The sequence below is a fragment of the Caulobacter sp. Root1472 genome (genome assembly GCF_001426985.1).
Classification (GTDB): domain Bacteria; phylum Pseudomonadota; class Alphaproteobacteria; order Caulobacterales; family Caulobacteraceae; genus Caulobacter; species Caulobacter rhizosphaerae.
In genome coordinates, this window is record NZ_LMFX01000007.1 from 1 (window position 1) to 15,049 (window position 15,049).

Consider the following 15,049-nt stretch of genomic DNA (forward strand, 5'->3'; position numbering starts at 1 on the left):
CCGCTGATGAAGGCGATCCAGGCCTGACGCCGGCCTCGCGCCACGCTCATGCTCTCTCGCAGGGGCGCAGCGGTTAGAGGGTTTTTACACAGCCTCGGTCGGGTGCGGAAATGAGGCCCGCGGCTGAAACCGGACCTTGGGCGAGCAGACCGAGCAAACATCCGCCCAGGTGGCAGATCGCACTGGCGTCGGGAGCGAATACCCGGAAGCCGGATGAGCGCTAGGGGCCGCTCCGCTGCACGTGAATATAAGGAGCCGAAGGTGGTAAGATGAGGCGAGGGACGTAGCCAATTCGCAGGAGGCGAACATGGCTCAATTTGACCTCTTTCTTTCGCCTAAGCGGCCTTGGAATACTGCCCGCATCATCGGGCCCAAGCCGCCATTCAAGCCCAAGCATATCTGGGGAATTCGCCAACAGCTGAAAGCCAACGGGCGAGTACGCGATCTGGCGATGTTCAACTGTGCGATCGACGCCAAGCTCAGAGGCTGCGACCTGGTGAAGTTGCGGGTCAGCGACGTGGCGCCCGGCGGGTTGATCCGACCACGTGCGACGATCATCCAGCAGAAAACGGGCCAACCCGTACCCTTTGAGATCACAGAGCCGACGCGAGATGCTCTGGCCACCTGGATCCAGCTTCGCGGCCGCCGCTATGACGACTGGCTATTTCCCAGCCGCAGCCGGCCGGGTGGGCACGTCAGCACCCGGCAGTACGCCCGGCTCGTCGACAAGTGGGTGTCGATGATTGAACTTGAGCCGCGGGCTTACGGAACCCACAGCCTGAGGCGAACGAAAGTCGCGATGATCTACAAGAAAACGGGCAACCTGCGGGCCTGCCAACTTCTCCTCGGCCACCGGAAGCTGGAGAGCACGGTTCGATATCTCGGCATCGAGGTCGACGACGCGCTCGAGATGTCCGAAGCCATCGACTTGTAGGTCGCTGGCTCTGGAACAGGGTGTCCTCGGCCGGTGATCATGCGGATGCGCCTGTCCCGCGAAGGTCGCGTTCCTGGAGTCGAGCCAAGTTCCGATTTTGGCGCATCCCCGCCCAAACCTGATCCCGCCTGACCGTCCCATTTGATCGGCAAAACGGATCAGGACGTCCTGCTTCGTGGCTTCCCGGCCTCATCGCCAAGGGCCTCGATCCGCTCCGGCATGTCCAACAGTTTGAGCGCGGCCGCCGCGATCGCTTCGGGGATCGACGGGAAAGCCTCGGCCGAGCTGATCGAGGCGCCGTCGGGAAAGGTGATGGTGGCTTGGTAGCCGTTGCCCTTTGGCGTCGCTGAGAGCCTGACATCGTTCATCGCCGGTGCTCCTGAGCGCCCACGGTCCGCGAGCCTACCGTCATCAGATCCTCGAAGCCATCGTGCCCTAGCGCCATCGCTTCGGCGCGTGACAGCACCTGGTCCTCAAAACTCCGCGAGACCCAGATCCGGACGCCCCGATAGCGGATGCCGCGCCGTTGATCGGTGCACTGGGCGCCCGAATTCATCGGAAACTCGCACCATGTGTCGGCGGAGAGCTTGATCAGGCCCGGGCCGCCTTCGGCGGCGTAGAGGTCGATCATCTTGTCGATTTCGTCGAGGGTCATGGGCCTGGGCAATAGCTGAGTCGGATCGCCCTCGCGCCGCGTCACATCGCCCGAACATGGCGACGCCGCACGGATACACCTTCACCGTCACACTTCGCGGCCAGTCGGCTCAAGCCTAGAGCAGAGGCCCGATTCCTCCCCGGCGCATGTGATCGGCGCGCCGGCGCAATTCCGCCGCCACAGCGTGAGCCAGCGCCGGACCGCCATCATAAGCCTTGGGGTTGGTCTCGGCTCCCCGCGCCAGGCGTTCATAATCTTCCGGTGTTGTCGCCGGTCCGTAGTCGGCGAGCACCTCGGAGACTTCCTTGGCGACCAGGCTGGGATGCGGATCGGAAATGTCGGGCATATCGGCCATGCCGAGAAGGTAGGCGAGCCGGCGCCGCCCCGCTAGGGTTGGGAACATGAGCCAGACCAAGAACCCGAAACCCGATCGCGCACCCGACGAAGAAACCCACGGCGAAGGTGCGCCGTCGGACGTCGTCAAGGCGCGCGCAGACCAGGCTTACTACGCCGAACTGTTCATCGACGCTCTCGGCGATCCCGACAACGCCCCACTGGGCTGGTGGCATCTGAAGCTCTGGAACGGTCCCTGATGTGCAACCTCTACAGCCTCAAGACCGGCGATCTCTTCGCCACCTGGAACAAGGTGCTGAAGCTGCCCGTCGTCTGGGAGGGCCAAGCGTCGAACTTCGAGCCGCGCCCTGAGATCAAGATGACAGAGACCGCACCGATCGTGCGCCACATCGGCGACCAGGCCGTGGTCTCCATGACGCAATGGGCCTGGAAGGCGCCAAGTGGAAAGCCGGTCTTCAACTACGTCTCGGAGAACCGCGACTTCGCCAAGAACGACCGCGTGCTGATCCCAGCCGACGCCTTCTATGAGTTCACCGCGCCGCAGCCGGGCCAGAAGCGCAAGACGCGCTGGAAGTTCACGATGGCCGACAACCCGTTGTTCTGGATCGCCGGGATCGTCAAGAGCGGCTGCTGGACCATGCTGACGACCGAGCCTGGGCCGGACATCGCCCCCTACCATGATCGTCAGATCGTGCTTCTGTCGGCCGAGCAGGGACGCGACTGGTTGGACCTGAGCCGGCCTCAGGCCGAGATCCTCGCCCCGGCCCCCGCGAGCACACTGAACGTCGAGCGGGACTTCCCGCCGGCGCCGGCGGACCTGTTCGCCTAGGGCGCGCCATCGCGCTGTCGCCGGAGTGACGCAGTCTGAGGCTCTCGATCCACTCGGGAGCTGATCATGGGCGCGGTCGCCAGCGTGTTGTGGGTTGATCATCTGCTTCCCGAAGAGCGGAAGGAGACGATCAGGCGACTTCGCGGCAATCTGCCGCGACAGCGGCCACTTGGGCTCTAGCGAGCGCGATTGCGAAGAGTGCGTGGCCCCGAACGACCCAGCCGCTCAGAAGTCTGAGCGGGCTAGACCTCATGTCTGGCGCCATGGCTGTCGAAGAATCCTGAGGCGACAACTCTCAGCTGATTGACTCTCGCCTCTGCTGGAATGAGAACATTAGCGGAACATCGGAGCCGCCAATGCTACCTCACCCCCCTCGCTCGCGGGCGATCCCGCACGCCTCGACAACCGTTCTGGCGGGTCGCCATGACCACTAGGCATAGACGTGGAGGTCTCAGCGATCCGGTCGCCTTCTTCGAGGCGCTACGCCCCGCCCGAGCGGCGTGCATTGGCCAGTTGCGCAATCTGCCGCCGGCCAGCGCGCACTACCACATGATGTACGTGATCATCGCGGCGATCGATGTCGCGGCCGAGTTCTTCACCAAGCGTCGCGGTTTCTATTTCGGGAGCAGTCCCGACATGATCGGTCGGAACGTCCCACCCGATGCCTGAGCCCAGTGACAGCGATCGCCGCAAGGCCGCGCAGCTGAGCCCCGAGGTCGCGACCACGCGTCTCATCGCCTGCGTCGAGGCGGGTCACGATGTGTGGTTCAAGTGCCAGTACTGCGGCATGGAGCGCACCTGGGGTCGCGGGGAGATGCTGAGCCGGCGGCTGCGCAAGCACCTAAGCTGGACGATAGACCGCGTTCAGCGGGCGGCGACCTGCCCGATGAAGGGGTGCGGCGGGCCCATGCCGATCATCCGCTTGATGCAGGGCGGCTATCAGGACGGCTTTGATCGATCCGACGCGCGGCGGCGGCGTGCGTGGCTGGTCGAAACGCTGCTGGACGCCGGCATAATGCCGGAAGACGCCGGCCTTACGTCATCCGCGCCGGGGTGAGCCGTGGCGCAAATTTGGCCCACCCTTCGCCGGATCAAGAGCGACCTGACGATCCGCTGCCGCGCGTGCGGCAACCGACAGGTTTGGCCTCGCGCCTTGGCCATCGAGAGGTTGGGCGGTCACACGCTGCCGCACCAAATCCGCGCGAAACTCCGTTGCGACGCCTGTGGGGCGCGAGGTCGGGATGGTCTGATCGACACCGACGCGCGAATGTAGGTCCGATGTTCGCGGGGCAGCGTATTTCGGTTCTCGACCGATGCTGTTGAAAAAGTCGGCTTCCGGCTCAGGGCGCTGATTTTCCTGCGATATTAGCCCCCTTCCAGAATTTTGTGCGGCCGGACGTGTATTCTCCAGCTTTGGCCCTGAGCGACCTATTAATAGCCGCTGACGGCGATCTATTCCGGAACACTCTAAAGCATCTGACAAAAAGCAAAAATTCCCAAGAGGCTGTATTTCGACTTTTTCAACAGCATCGACCCAAGTCGGACGGTCGCCAGAGCGCAGGGGGTCATTCTTGACGCCGATCCCCGAGAAGGGGGTCAATTTTGCAAGCCGAAACACATTCCGGCGGGAAGCGAGTTGGCAGCAGCTAGCCTGGCTTGCACACCTCTTCAATTCGAGCCAAGTCGGCCTTCAGTGAGGCTCGCTGGAGTCGGCTCAGGCCTTTGGTCTCCAGCAGACGCTTCGCGTGACTATGCGCCTGTCGCCAGACATTGGTATGGCGGCTCCCGATGCATGCATTCGCGCAGACGTTCGGCTTGCACAGAGCTATGGCGGGTGCTTGGCGCTGCTCGAGCGGTTCATCACGCAGGCACTCGGCCGAAGCAGGCTCGAAAAAGCAATCGGCGTATAGACCGACATGCAGAGTGCGGGCAGTGCTCTGGAGCATCGTTCTAAGGCGCGCTCGGTCCGCCACGACGCCCGTCGGCGGCGCCGCAGGCTGATCTAGCCCGCGGAAGAGCTTCGTTATCCTGGGCGCGGCCCCACCACGCAGTTCCCCGCCCGCTTCGACTTGATCATAATATTCAAGCACGTCGTCCATCTGCCCGAGCGCGCGCTCACGTTCGACCTCCTGAGGGAAGCCCGAATCGCTAGTACCTGCGTAGCCTTCGAACGCGGCGGTGGACGCGTGCTTGAACTGGATCTTGCCAGCCACAATTCCGAAAGGCCGGTTTCCGAAAAACCACGCTGTAGTCCGACGAAACTGTCGCGTGGTCAGCTGCCACAGCTTTCCATCAGGCCCTTCGGCGCGTACCCCGAAACGGGCGTCCAGATGCTGTACAAACTCCTTCAGATCCATATTCATGCGATAGCCGCGCACCGCATGGTTGACGTTATGATGGGGGAGCGGCTCCCACAGGAGCTCGTTCGGCACGAGTTGCTCGAGGATTTGGATCGCGCGCGCGACTGAGGCAATCGTAACCCATTCTGCCGCCGCGCCCTGTACGACGCTCTGACCCTTAAAAGCGCGACTGACGATCTTGTACCGCCTGATTACGCCATCCTCTGATCGCGCAATTTTGAGCGCTCCTCGCGCCATCGACTGCACTTCGGAGTCGCGCATCCCGGTGAATGTTGCACACAGGACGTAGCAAGCCGCACGCAGCATCCTCCGTTCGATCCGAAGCACGCTTGAATCGAAGCCATCTACCCAGGGTTCTCCACCGGGAAGCCGTCCCCTAATAGGCGTTGTCGCGCCCCCGAGCCGCTCGCCTAGTCTGATAACAGCGCGATCGAGTTCGGTGCGTAGATTCCCTCTGATAGGCGAGAAGTAGTTTTGCTTGCTCGTCGGTACCCCGATCAGAGTATCGATGAAGGGAACATATACGGGCCGTTTGCTTGACCATCCACCCCGGTAAGAGCGTTCGCCGTAGTATCCGCCAACCCATACTGGAACGCCCCACCCACTTGCCTCCCACTGCTGGATGAGGGCGCGTAGCCGCGCCTTACGGCGTCTGCTCGCCTCGCTCGGGGTGACGGTCGCATCCTCAGAGGCCAACGCATCACGGTGTTCATTCACCCGATCAAACTCTTGTCCGGCAGCAATGATGTCGTCGGCGAACTCCTCCACGTAGCGTAGCGACCACTCCAAGACACAGACCATCGCCTTCGGGGGAATGCGAGGTGTCTTGTTTTCAACGCGGCGCGCGTCTCTGCGGACGTACCGCGTCGGCGGAATGAATGTCAGCGAACCTTCTGGAAGATGGGCCCTGTAGTAATACAAGTCACTGACTGTATCTACGATACTTCGAATGCTTTTAATTGACGCATCCCGCGTAGCCAGCAAATCGTCACAGAAAGCAACGAAATCCTCAGTAACAACTTCTTTTATGTTTCTTCTGCCACGTACATCTGTGACGAACCGCAGAAAATGCCTCATTTTATTAGCGTATACGCCGACGTAACTCGGTCGCAAAGGCGCACGAGAAGGCCACACGACGTTGTTCAAACGTGCAAACACGACATCCCGCAGTAAGACGCCAGTACCGTGCTGATCGTCTGCAGCAAAGGTGACCTTTGCGGGCCAGGGCATTGCATTTGGGCGATGAACTGCGCAGGAGAGGTCCCATATTTGATCCTGCCACCTGGGAATGTCTCGTGGGGACGCCTCTGGCTTCAGCAGAGCAGCATCAATCACGGGCTTCTGCCGGTCAGGCCGGAGCAGCACCTCCATCGCAGCCGGCCTCACAACCGGAACTCCGGCAGGCTGGAAACGCCGCTATCCTGAAGCGCCTTAGCTGCAGCCTCGACCGCGCTTGTCGGAAACTTCGAGAGTATCTGCTGATCGATGCGACGGAAGTGTCCGCCGAAGCGTGCTTCCCACTCCGCTGCGCTCAGCAGTTCCCGCGCTGACCTCATTTCCTCTAGCGCACCGAGCAAAGCGGGAAGCTTTGGAAGTGAATACACCGCATTGTCGCAGCCAAGGCAGCCGAATAGCGGCTGTGAACATAGCGTGCCGGCAGGTTCATACGGGCCGCGCCTTGGGGCATCGCAGGTGGCCAACCAGGTTTCTTGACTGTCGGGCGAGAGCTCCGAGACTATGCTCAGATCACCGCTGCGGCCCAGCGCCTCAATGTCATGTAGCGCATCCTCAGCAACGCTCTCATGAAGCTCCTGATTAGATTCGATCTCTGCGTAGTTGAGCACCCTAACTTTGAGCGAGTGATCTCGAGAGAAAGTTCGAACCTCGCCGCGGTGGGCGATGTATGCGTCCTTCTTGACCACCTTGCGTAACCGACTGAGACTCAGGACGAGGGTCTGCCCATTGTCGTCGACGATCTGGTGCCTCTCCGCCCACGCAATCGCGGAAGCTGTCGAGCGCTCGAGACCTCCCCTAAGTTCTCCACTCGTGAAGTGGCAAAAGAGGAACGGACTGCCGAGACGTTCACGCGCGGTCGCAGACCATTCGGTGACCGCCCTGATGAGCCCACCGGCCGATAGCGTCCCGCCGACCTTGACGGGAGACATGATCGTAATCCCTTTTACGCGCGTCTTCTGATGCTCCAGCGTACCCTTCCCGGGACCACTGGCAGTGAGACTTCCAGCCTTCAAAAACTTCAGAGACTCGATTTCAATTCCGGTCTCGAGAGAAAGCAATACAAAGATCGGCGGCAGGTCTGAACGTACCAGGTAGTGCCTACTATGAACATCCTCCATAAGTCTGGTGGTAGGTAGCCCATTGCGCCTACAATGCTCAAACAAGCATCTGTAGGCAAGGTGCTTGCCCTTGATACTACCCTCTGCCTCGATCACTTCATCAATACGAGTAAGATACCGCTCGCCGCCCTCTCCCCAAGGCGATCTCCTTTCTTTGAACCGTCGCTCGATCCGTCGTACGTCTTCCTGCGCAGCTACGCGCAGTTGCTCAACGACGAAGGGGCTATAGCTATTGCGGGGTTTTGATCTGGGAGCGGCGATGCTCTTCACACGGTATGCGAGCTGCTCGCGCAGGCCAGAAGGCATGATCGGTTCGCGATCATCAATTTTGCATAGTATTGTACGAATGAAGCCTGCGATATTGCGCACGTGCGACGGTTTATAGTCTTGGCTTAATCGCTTGATGTAATCTGTGAAGAGTTCATCAGTGAAATCTGATGGCCGCTTCGCGCCAACTGCGTCCATGAAATCGAGCGTACGGCGCAAGAACGTCGCATACCGCGACACCACTTGCTGATTTGGCGGAACTCTATGGTCGGCAAAATGCGCTACCAGTTCGCGTGCGAACTCTATGGCGGTCGGTCTTGCGGCAGCTGTGCGGAAATCTACTTCATAGTAGCCGACCTTTGTTCCGATACGAAACAAGAGCGACGGCACGACCTCACCGCGCGGTGGCGCGGGTGCATCTGCGGCCGTGAAGGACCTGGGTTGACCCTTTCGCGGCTTCACGTGTGCGTCTCCGTCAGCAGATTAACGAAGCGGACAAGGTCCTCTGGAAGCACATCCAACATTTCATTCGCGGGCCCCGCGTAGCGCTCTGTGGTGCTTATAGAGGCGTGACCGAGCAACCGTTGCAAAGTCCGGAGGGGTTCCTCAGTTATGGAGCCGTATCCTTTGGGCACCACCTCCCTCCACTCCATCTCCAGTCGCGCTCTCAACATAAGAAGCATGTGTACTGCAAAAGTGTGCCGCAGCTTGTGTGGGTGGACGTGCATCACGGCCCCGGCTTGATTGCAGCGATCGGCAGCACGCCGAAATGCTACCTCCCAGGAGTTCAGCTCGAGAGGCAGTCCAGTTTCGGTGAGCCATACAATCGCCGGCTCCTGTGGATCACCGTCCTGATTGCACAGGATCATGCGCATCCGCTCGCCCGGGCGAAGGTGTCGCGTTGCGATCTGCCGCCATTGCCCTTCGTCGGATTTGATCTCCATGTGCTTCAGGGTCTGCGACCTACAGAAGATCGGATGCTCCATATCCATCCACTTCTTCCGAGCACGAAACTTGCTGACCGCGTGCGGCCTTTCGATTTCGATGTAGTTGCGGAGGCGGTGAAGCACTGATTGCGAGACCCTGACGGTGCGCTCGACTCCTCCCTTGGTGAGGCCAGCCGGCAGGCGGATTGGCAATTGATTTGGACCATCAAAGGCGGCGCGCTGCGGGATTTCCTCGGCGAACAGGGCGCCACCTTCTTGCAATCGCAAACCTGTTGTTACGAGAAGGTCGGCAAAGACAAGGTTTCGAGCGACATTCCGACTGCGCTTGAAATCAGTTCCATGCGAGCGGCCGAGGCCGACATCGCGGAAGAACTTGTATTCGTTCAGCGTCAGATAAAGCGTCTCACGCGCATCGCGGACCCCCTCGCGCGCGGTGCTCTGCTCGACAATCGCGCTTCGGCGATCTGGCAGGTGGATCAGTTTTTGCTTCAGACGGTACGGAAGCTCGGTAATCAGCTTCTCTTCCAGGGCCCAGTTATACAGCTTTTCGATGGCGACCAGTTGCCGGTTCCAAGTCGGCGCCAGCACAGCAGAACTGCTGAGCGGGTTGCGGCGGACCTCCCGGAAACCACGCAAATGCTCCTCTCGCGCCTGCCAGACCGAAGTCCCGCATGCCTGTTCAAGGTACCGGATCCACACAGCAAGGTCGTGAGCGTATGCCCTCTGTGATTGAGGCGAACTCGCACCGAGTATAGGAAGAAGAAGCAGGAAGCGATCGACGTGCAGGTCCACTGCGGCTTCACCCCGAACGATCTCAGGTGGCAGTTGCTGGCCTAGCGTTCCGCCTGCTCGTCGTTTCCGTACGCGGATGTCTTGCATTCAGTAAAGTCCACAGCGAGAGCCTTATTGTCCAGATAACGCGTGCTGTTCCTCGACAACAAGAACCAGCTGATCGCCGACGAGGTGATGAACCACGGCACGGTCGACCACGCCCCGGTCTATCCGCGCGAGGTGATGCGCCGGGCGCTGGAGCTGTCGAGCAGCAACATCATCCTGCTGCACAACCATCCCAGCGGCGACCCCACCCCGTCGCGGCCCGACATCGAGATGACCAAGCAGATCGTCGAGGCCGGCAAGGCGCTGAAGATCAATGTCCACGACCACCTGGTGGTCGGCCGCGACGGCGTGGCCAGCTTCAAGGCGCTGGGATTGTTCTGAGCGAGCGGCGCATCGATACAACCTGCTTTTGCATTTTCGATCGCCGGCTATGGTCGATCTTGGCCGGGGGGGCTTTTCGGAGGATTGCGATGAACCGGCGTTTTCTCCTCGCCTCGGCCCTGGGCCTGCTGATCCCCGGGATCGGCCTGGCCCAGTCGAACGAACCGCACGGCCGCCCCGGCGGCGGACAGGGCGGCAGACCGGGCGGAGGATCGGGCGGAGGACGCCCGCCCCCGGGATCGGGCCCGCCGCCCCGGCCCAATCCCGGCGGCCCGCCGCCGCGGCCCACGCCGAAGCCGCCGCCCCGGCCGCCGGGCGGCCATCGTCCGCCGCCGCCGCGTCCCGGCCGGCCGCCGCCCCTGGGACCGCACCGCCCCGGCTCGGGCCGTCCCCCCGGCTTCCGGCCGATCCGCGGACCGCGCTGGCGCTATCCGCGCGGCTATCGCTATAGGCGCTGGACCATCGGCCTGATGCTGCCGTCGCTGTTCCTGACGCCGGGCTACTACTACGAGGACTACTGGCGCATGGGGCTGGAAGGTCCGCCGTGGGGCTACCGCTGGGTGCGCTACGGGCCCGACCTGCTGCTGGTCGACACCCGCACCGGACGGATCGACGACGCCATCTACGGGGCGTTCTACTAGCCCATCGTACGGCTTGATCGCGGAGCGAGCCCCCTCAGTCGCTCCGCGACAGCTCCCCCAAAGGGGGAGCATCTGGTGGGAAAAGATCCTCCCCCGTTGGGGGAGCTGGCCCGAAGGGCCGGAGTGGGCTTGCGGCCTTGACCGTCCGCCCGCGATCCCCGAGCGTGGCCGTCGTACACGTCGCCTTGGAGCCCAGATGACCCGCCTGCTGACCGTTCTCTTCGGCTCCGCCGCCCTCCTCGCCTCAACCGCTGATGCGGCGGACGCTCCCAAGCCGGGTGAGGTCTCCAAGGCCGACCGCGCCCTGCACGAACGGGCCCTGACCCTGGACACCCACCTGGACACCCCCGAGCACTTCGCCCGCCAGGGCTGGAGCATGGTCGAGCGGCACTCGGTCAAGGCCGACGGCACCCAGGTGGACCTGCCGCGCATGGACGCCGGCGGCCTGGATGGCGGGTTCTTCGTGATCTACACGGCCCAGGGCGACCTGACCGCCGAGGGCTATCGCCAGGCCCGCGACTTCGCCCTGGAGCGCGCGACCGAGATCCGCGAGATGGTCGCGGCCCATTCGGACAGGTTCGAACTGGCCTACAGCGCCGACGACGCCGAACGGATCAACAAGGCCGGCAAGAAGTTCGTCTTCCAGAGCATCGAGAACAGCTGGCCGATGGGTGAGGACCTCACCCTGATGGACACCTTCCACAAGACCGGCGTGCGGATGGCCGGGCCGGTGCACTTCAAGAACAACCAGTTCGCCGACAGCTCGACCGACAAGCCGATCTGGCATGGCTTCTCGCCCCTGGGCCTGCGCTGGCTGGCCGAGGCCAACCGGTTGGGGATCCTGGTCGACGTCAGCCACGCCTCCGACGACGTGGTGGACCAGGCCGTGCAGCTGTCGAAGGTCCCGATCATCGCCTCGCACTCGGGGGCCAGGGCGATCTACGACCACCCGCGTAATCTTGACGACGGCCGGCTGAAGAAGATCGCCGACGCCGGCGGCGTGATCTGCATCAACTCGGTCTATCTGAAGAACACCGCCGCCAGCCCCGAACGCGTGGCCGCCCTGAAGGCCCTGGGGGCCGCGCCCGACAGCGAGACGGCGACCGAGGCGCAGATGGTCGCCTATCTGAAGAAGCGCGCCGAGGTCGACGCGGAGTTCCCGCCGGTCCGCGCCAGCTTCGAGGACTTCATGGCCAGCCTGACCCACACCCTCAAGCTGGTCGGCCCGGAGCATGTGGGCATCGGCGCCGACTGGGACGGCGGCGGCGGGGTGATCGGCTTCGAGGACGTCGCCGACCTGCCCAAGGTCACCGCCCGGCTGAAGGCGGCCGGCTACACCGACGCCGACGTGGCGGCGATCTGGGGCGGCAACGTGCTGCGCATCGTGCGCCAGGCCCAGGACTACGCGACGAAGGAAGCCGCCAAGGCCAAGCCTATCGGATAACGCCGTTCTCGGTTACCCTGGCCGGACATCGGTCCGGGAGGGTTCCGAATGGTTCGTGTCGCGTGTTGGGCGAGCGTCGCCGCCCTGGTCTGGCTTGCCGCGCCGACGGCGAGCTGGGCCGCCAGTTTCGATTGCGCCAAGGCCGGCACGCCGACCGAGAAGGCGATCTGCAAGGACGCGGCGGTCTCCAAGCTGGACGAGCAGGTGGCCGCGGCGTTCAAGGCGGCCCAGGGCCTGTGGCCGGCGGGGAACTGGCCGGTCTTCATCCGCAACGAACAGCGGGAGTGGCTGAAGGACCGCAACGGCATCTGCAAGGCCGACGTCGCCTGCCTGAAGGAAGATTACGAGCGCCGCCTGACCTTCCTGACCCATCCCAGCTTGAAGTGGATGGGCCGCTACGTCGCTGGGCGCTGCCCGCAGGACGGCGTTTATCTGGACGTGACGCCCAGCTATCCCGACGCCGGCATCGGGGTCACGCTCTACCTCTGCCCGGACCCGAAGGGGAACATGCTGCTGCAGGCCGAGGGCGACGTCGATGCGGCGGGCAAGTTGCGCTTCGACGATGCCGGCTGCCCGCGCGTGCTGACCTTCACCCAGGACGCCGCCACCCTCTCCGCGCCGAAGACGGAGGTCTGCGAGCGGGGGGCGGACTCCCGCGCCTTCCGGCGCGATCCGGCCAAGTCGCCCTATCTTGGGGAGTAGACCAATGACTCGTCTCGTCGCCACACTCGCGGCCCTGCTCCTGGCCGCCGTCATCCCATCGCTGTCAGTTTCGCCGGCCGCCGCGGCCAGCTTCGACTGCGCCAAGGCCCGCACCAAGGTCGAGACGCTGATCTGCAAGGACCCCCAGCTGTCGCGCCAGGACGAGGACCTGGCCAAGGCCTATGGCGAGGCGCTGAAGCTCTGGGACGGCAAGATCGCCGCCTATGTGCGGATAAGCCAACGCGGCTGGATGGGTGCGCGCGCCTTGGAAACGCCGGGGATGAGTGGAGGCGGGATCCTCTGCGAAGATGACGAGACCGCCCTGTCCTGCCTGCGGACCATCCACGCCGACCGCATCGCGGTGCTGAGAAACCCGGGCTTCCGGCTGAGCGGGATCTATACGCGGGGCCAGGATTTCCTCAGCGTCAAGGCGACGCCGACGGGGCTGGAGCTCGCCTACCAGCTGGCCGACGCCAACACCTCCCAGGGCTTCACCGACGACGGGGCCAAGGTGAAGGTCGTCCCCGGCCAGACCATCGTCGCCTTCCCGCTGGCCGGGACCGGCCCCGACGCCTGTCGGCTGGACGCGTCGTTCAGCGTCGGCGAGGTGACCGTGACCCAGAAAGGTCCGTGCGGCGGCGCGAAGCTGGGCGGCTGGTGGAAGCGAGACCAGACGCGGGATCCGGAAGCGGAGCTGTTCTAGGAAACCAAAGTCCACTCATCCGGCGAATGTTGGGATGAGCGGATAAAAATTGGGCCTAAAAACGGACACGCCTCCGCCACGCGTCCCACCCCCGCCAGCCCAGGAGCACCGCCAGGATCGCCGCATAGACCAGCGGCGGCCGGTGGTCGGCCTTAACCAGCAGGTAGTAGTGGGTCACGCCCAGGGGGACGATCAGATAGATCAGCCAATGCAGCCTCTGCCAGGTCGCGCGGCCCAGGCGGACCACCCAGCCGTTGGTCGAGGTCACGGCCAGTGGGACCAGCAGCACGAAGCCGGCCATGCCAAGGGTGATGAACGGCCGCTTGAGAATGTCCTTCCACAGCTGGCCCCAGTCGAAGAACAGGTCGACACCGATATAGGTCAGCAGATGCAGGCAGATGTAGCTGAAGGCGAACAGGCCGATCGTGCGGCGGAAGCGGACCAGGCGCGGCTTCTTGAGGATCCGCGCGGCCGGGGTGATCGCCAGGCCGACCAGCAGCAGGCGCAGGCCCCAGACGCCGATCTGGCGGATCAGCGTCTCGATCGGGTTGGCCCCCAGGTCGCCGCTGAACCCGCGCCAGGCCAGCCAGACCAGAGGCGCGAGACAGGCCAGCCAGACGGCGGCGTAGACCAGGTTGTCCTGGGTCTTGGAGGGGCGCTTGCGCGTGGCCGCCCGCTTCACCGAGGCGTCCATCAGAAGTCCCGCTTCAGGTCCATGCCGCGATAGAGGTCGGCGACATATTGGCCGTAGCCGTTGAACGGCAGGGTCTCGCGGCGGCGGAACTCGCCGATGCGGCGCTCGGTGGCCTGCGACCAGCGCGGATGGTCCACGGCCGGATTGACGTTGGAATAGAAGCCGTACTCCCGCGGCGCCAGCACGTTCCAGGCGGTGGCCGGCTGCTTTTCGACCAGGCTGATCCGCACGATCGACTTGGCGCCCTTGAAGCCGTACTTCCACGGCACGACCAGCCGCAGCGGCGCGCCGTTCTGGTTGGGCAGGACGTCGCCATACAGGCCCACGGCCAGGATCGTCAGCGGGTGGGTCGCCTCGTCGATACGCAGGCCCTCGCGATAGGGCCATTGCAGGGTGTCCCAGCGCTGGCCCGGCATTTCGGAGGGCCGCATCAGGGTCTCGAAGGCGACGAATTTGGCCTTCGAGGTCGGCTGAACCTGGGCGATCAGGTCCCTGAGCGGGAAGCCCACCCACGGGATCACCATCGACCAGCCTTCCACGCAGCGCATGCGATAGATGCGCTCCTCCAGCTTCTGGCCCTTGATCAGGTCGTCGATCCCGAAGCTGGCCGGCTTCTCGCATTCGCCGTCGACGCGCACCGTCCAGGGGCGGGTCTTGAGCGATCCGGCGTTCTCGGACGGATCCTCCTTGTTGACCCCGAATTCGTAGAAGTTGTTGTAGCTGGTGATGTCCTTCTTCGAGGTCTTGGGCTCGGTGGTCGAGAACCCCGGCTTGTAGGCCAAGCCCCGCGCGCTGGCCGTCCCGGCCGCCGCCAGCAGGCCGAGCCCCGCCGCCCCACCGATGAATTCGCGCCGACGCAGATAGAGACTGCGATCGGTGACGTCTTTGTCGGTCAGGTCGGGGGCGTGGCGGATCAGCATGGGGAACGCTCCAGGGCTACGCTGGAA

17 protein-coding genes and 1 pseudogene are annotated in these 15,049 nt (G+C 63.5%); 10 read left to right on the plus strand and 8 right to left on the minus strand.

Annotated features, from left to right (window positions below):
* Positions 1-307 precede the first annotated feature (307 nt).
* Entirely contained in the window at positions 308-934 is a 627-nt protein-coding gene (locus ASD47_RS06320) for a site-specific integrase (protein WP_028040512.1), read from the plus strand.
* 158 nt (positions 935-1,092) lie between these two features.
* Here ASD47_RS06320 and ASD47_RS06325 read toward each other — a convergent pair whose 3' ends face one another.
* From ASD47_RS06325 to ASD47_RS26520, 3 genes are all read right to left on the minus strand, one after another.
* Positions 1,093-1,302: a hypothetical protein gene (locus ASD47_RS06325; RefSeq protein WP_056753185.1), complete on the minus strand. Its 210-nt coding sequence runs from the start codon at positions 1,300-1,302 to the stop codon at positions 1,093-1,095.
* Positions 1,299-1,589 carry a hypothetical protein gene (locus ASD47_RS06330; RefSeq protein ID WP_056753188.1) on the minus strand — a complete coding sequence of 97 codons (291 nt, stop codon included), beginning with the start codon at positions 1,587-1,589 and terminating at the stop codon, positions 1,299-1,301. The genes ASD47_RS06325 and ASD47_RS06330 overlap by 4 nt, the downstream gene beginning before the upstream one ends.
* Before the next feature lie 115 nt (positions 1,590-1,704).
* Positions 1,705-1,935 carry a hypothetical protein gene (locus ASD47_RS26520; RefSeq protein ID WP_156402134.1) on the minus strand — a complete coding sequence of 77 codons (231 nt, stop codon included), beginning with the start codon at positions 1,933-1,935 and terminating at the stop codon, positions 1,705-1,707.
* 55 nt (positions 1,936-1,990) lie between these two features.
* On the opposite strand from ASD47_RS26520, the gene ASD47_RS06335 reads away from it, so the two are divergent.
* The 4 genes from ASD47_RS06335 (at position 1,991) to ASD47_RS06345 (ending at position 3,829) form a co-directional block, all read left to right on the plus strand.
* On the plus strand, positions 1,991-2,182 hold the full coding sequence (locus ASD47_RS06335; protein WP_056753191.1) for a hypothetical protein: 192 nt from the start codon (positions 1,991-1,993) through the stop codon (positions 2,180-2,182).
* Positions 2,182-2,772: an SOS response-associated peptidase family protein gene (locus tag ASD47_RS06340; RefSeq protein WP_056753193.1), complete on the plus strand. Its 591-nt coding sequence runs from the start codon at positions 2,182-2,184 to the stop codon at positions 2,770-2,772. Before ASD47_RS06335 ends, ASD47_RS06340 begins: the two co-directional genes overlap by 1 nt.
* A gap of 423 nt (positions 2,773-3,195) precedes the next feature.
* Complete coding sequence (locus ASD47_RS26525) at positions 3,196-3,441, plus strand: hypothetical protein (protein WP_156402135.1); 246 nt, start codon at positions 3,196-3,198, stop codon at positions 3,439-3,441.
* Positions 3,434-3,829, plus strand: a complete 396-nt coding sequence (locus ASD47_RS06345; protein WP_056753196.1) for a hypothetical protein — start codon at positions 3,434-3,436, stop codon at positions 3,827-3,829. The genes ASD47_RS26525 and ASD47_RS06345 overlap by 8 nt, the downstream gene beginning before the upstream one ends.
* 589 nt (positions 3,830-4,418) lie before the next feature.
* Here the strand turns inward: ASD47_RS06345 and ASD47_RS26530 are convergent.
* The 3 genes from ASD47_RS26530 to ASD47_RS26015 form a co-directional block, all read right to left on the minus strand.
* Entirely contained in the window at positions 4,419-6,503 is a 2,085-nt protein-coding gene (locus ASD47_RS26530; protein WP_156402136.1) for an integrase, read from the minus strand.
* Between the two features lie 11 nt (positions 6,504-6,514).
* Complete coding sequence (locus ASD47_RS26535) at positions 6,515-8,143, minus strand: hypothetical protein (RefSeq protein ID WP_156402137.1); 1,629 nt, start codon at positions 8,141-8,143, stop codon at positions 6,515-6,517.
* 68 nt (positions 8,144-8,211) lie between these two features.
* Positions 8,212-9,579 (minus strand): tyrosine-type recombinase/integrase, encoded by a 1,368-nt coding sequence (locus ASD47_RS26015; protein WP_082564493.1) that lies wholly within the window; start codon positions 9,577-9,579, stop codon positions 8,212-8,214.
* A 39-nt stretch (positions 9,580-9,618) separates the two neighbouring features.
* Between ASD47_RS26015 and ASD47_RS06370 the strand changes: the two are divergent.
* The 5 genes and pseudogenes from ASD47_RS06370 to ASD47_RS06390 form a co-directional block, all read left to right on the plus strand.
* A pseudogene (locus tag ASD47_RS06370) lies at positions 9,619-9,918 on the plus strand (RadC family protein); the annotation flags it as partial.
* An 89-nt stretch (positions 9,919-10,007) separates the two neighbouring features.
* Complete coding sequence (locus ASD47_RS28025) at positions 10,008-10,559, plus strand: RcnB family protein (protein WP_082564494.1); 552 nt, start codon at positions 10,008-10,010, stop codon at positions 10,557-10,559.
* 196 nt (positions 10,560-10,755) lie between these two features.
* Positions 10,756-12,003: a dipeptidase gene (locus ASD47_RS06380; protein WP_056753210.1), complete on the plus strand. Its 1,248-nt coding sequence runs from the start codon at positions 10,756-10,758 to the stop codon at positions 12,001-12,003.
* A 48-nt stretch (positions 12,004-12,051) separates the two neighbouring features.
* A complete protein-coding gene (locus tag ASD47_RS27230; protein ID WP_056753212.1) occupies positions 12,052-12,705 on the plus strand; it encodes a lysozyme inhibitor LprI family protein in 654 nt (217 codons plus the stop codon).
* A 4-nt stretch (positions 12,706-12,709) separates the two neighbouring features.
* A complete protein-coding gene (locus ASD47_RS06390; protein WP_056753215.1) occupies positions 12,710-13,408 on the plus strand; it encodes a lysozyme inhibitor LprI family protein in 699 nt (232 codons plus the stop codon).
* A 55-nt stretch (positions 13,409-13,463) separates the two neighbouring features.
* Here the strand turns inward: ASD47_RS06390 and msrQ are convergent, their stop codons facing one another.
* Complete coding sequence (msrQ, locus tag ASD47_RS06395; RefSeq protein WP_056753218.1) at positions 13,464-14,102, minus strand: protein-methionine-sulfoxide reductase heme-binding subunit MsrQ; 639 nt, start codon at positions 14,100-14,102, stop codon at positions 13,464-13,466.
* A complete protein-coding gene (gene msrP, locus ASD47_RS06400) occupies positions 14,102-15,022 on the minus strand; it encodes a protein-methionine-sulfoxide reductase catalytic subunit MsrP (protein WP_056753220.1) in 921 nt (306 codons plus the stop codon). Before msrP ends, msrQ begins: the two co-directional genes overlap by 1 nt.
* Positions 15,023-15,049: the final 27 nt, after the last annotated feature.

What these genes read in the sequence shown, in the direction of transcription:
- ASD47_RS06380 (WP_056753210.1), top strand. Translation starts at nt 10,756, where the DNA reads ATGACCCGCCTGCTGACCGTTCTCTTCGGCTCCGCCGCCCTCCTCGCC.
- msrQ (WP_056753218.1), bottom strand. Translation starts at nt 14,102, where the DNA reads ATGGACGCCTCGGTGAAGCGGGCGGCCACGCGCAAGCGCCCCTCCAAG.
- msrP (WP_056753220.1), bottom strand. Translation starts at nt 15,022, where the DNA reads ATGCTGATCCGCCACGCCCCCGACCTGACCGACAAAGACGTCACCGAT.
- ASD47_RS27230 (WP_056753212.1), top strand. Translation starts at nt 12,052, where the DNA reads ATGGTTCGTGTCGCGTGTTGGGCGAGCGTCGCCGCCCTGGTCTGGCTT.
- ASD47_RS26530 (WP_156402136.1), bottom strand. Translation starts at nt 6,503, where the DNA reads ATGGAGGTGCTGCTCCGGCCTGACCGGCAGAAGCCCGTGATTGATGCT.
- ASD47_RS26520 (WP_156402134.1), bottom strand. Translation starts at nt 1,935, where the DNA reads ATGCCCGACATTTCCGATCCGCATCCCAGCCTGGTCGCCAAGGAAGTC.
- ASD47_RS06390 (WP_056753215.1), top strand. Translation starts at nt 12,710, where the DNA reads ATGACTCGTCTCGTCGCCACACTCGCGGCCCTGCTCCTGGCCGCCGTC.
- ASD47_RS06335 (WP_056753191.1), top strand. Translation starts at nt 1,991, where the DNA reads ATGAGCCAGACCAAGAACCCGAAACCCGATCGCGCACCCGACGAAGAA.
- ASD47_RS06330 (WP_056753188.1), bottom strand. Translation starts at nt 1,589, where the DNA reads ATGACCCTCGACGAAATCGACAAGATGATCGACCTCTACGCCGCCGAA.
- ASD47_RS06325 (WP_056753185.1), bottom strand. Translation starts at nt 1,302, where the DNA reads ATGAACGATGTCAGGCTCTCAGCGACGCCAAAGGGCAACGGCTACCAA.
- ASD47_RS26015 (WP_082564493.1), bottom strand. Translation starts at nt 9,579, where the DNA reads ATGCAAGACATCCGCGTACGGAAACGACGAGCAGGCGGAACGCTAGGC.
- ASD47_RS28025 (WP_082564494.1), top strand. Translation starts at nt 10,008, where the DNA reads ATGAACCGGCGTTTTCTCCTCGCCTCGGCCCTGGGCCTGCTGATCCCC.
- ASD47_RS06340 (WP_056753193.1), top strand. Translation starts at nt 2,182, where the DNA reads ATGTGCAACCTCTACAGCCTCAAGACCGGCGATCTCTTCGCCACCTGG.
- ASD47_RS26525 (WP_156402135.1), top strand. Translation starts at nt 3,196, where the DNA reads ATGACCACTAGGCATAGACGTGGAGGTCTCAGCGATCCGGTCGCCTTC.
- ASD47_RS06345 (WP_056753196.1), top strand. Translation starts at nt 3,434, where the DNA reads ATGCCTGAGCCCAGTGACAGCGATCGCCGCAAGGCCGCGCAGCTGAGC.
- ASD47_RS06320 (WP_028040512.1), top strand. Translation starts at nt 308, where the DNA reads ATGGCTCAATTTGACCTCTTTCTTTCGCCTAAGCGGCCTTGGAATACT.